The sequence below is a fragment of the Mesorhizobium sp. Primo-A genome (assembly GCF_003997175.1).
Taxonomy (GTDB): Bacteria; Pseudomonadota; Alphaproteobacteria; order Rhizobiales; family Rhizobiaceae; genus Mesorhizobium; species Mesorhizobium ciceri.
In genome coordinates, this window is record NZ_RZTG01000066.1 from 1 (window position 1) to 426 (window position 426).

Below are 426 nucleotides of genomic sequence, written 5' to 3' on the forward strand. Positions count from 1 at the left end.
GAATTAACCCGAATACAATGGAATGGAATGGAATGTAACGGAACGGAACGGAACGGAATGGAATGGAATGGAATGGAATGGAACGGAAAGGAATGGAATGGAATGGAATGGAATGGAATGGAATGGAATGGAATCAACGAGAGTGCAGGGGATGAAATGGAATGGAATGCAAGGAATGGAATCTTCCTGAATGGAATGGAATGGAATGGAATGGAATGGAATGGAATGGAATGGAATCAACCCGAGTGCAATGGAATGGAGTGGAATGGAATGGAATGGAATGGAACAGCCCGAATGGAATGGAATGTAATGGAGAGTAAGGGAGTTGAATAGAATCAATCCGAATGTAATGGAATGGAATGCAACGGAATGGAATGGAATGGAATGGAATGGAATGCAATGGAATTGAATCAACCCGAGTACAAT

Annotated in this window: 1 protein-coding gene; it reads left to right on the forward strand. The window is 42.3% G+C overall.

The window, feature by feature from the left end; translation table 11 throughout:
* The coding region (locus EOC83_RS33695; protein ID WP_206516577.1) for a hypothetical protein at positions 1-333 on the forward strand (333 nt) is incomplete at its 5' end.
* Between the last annotated feature and the right edge of the window lie 93 nt (positions 334-426).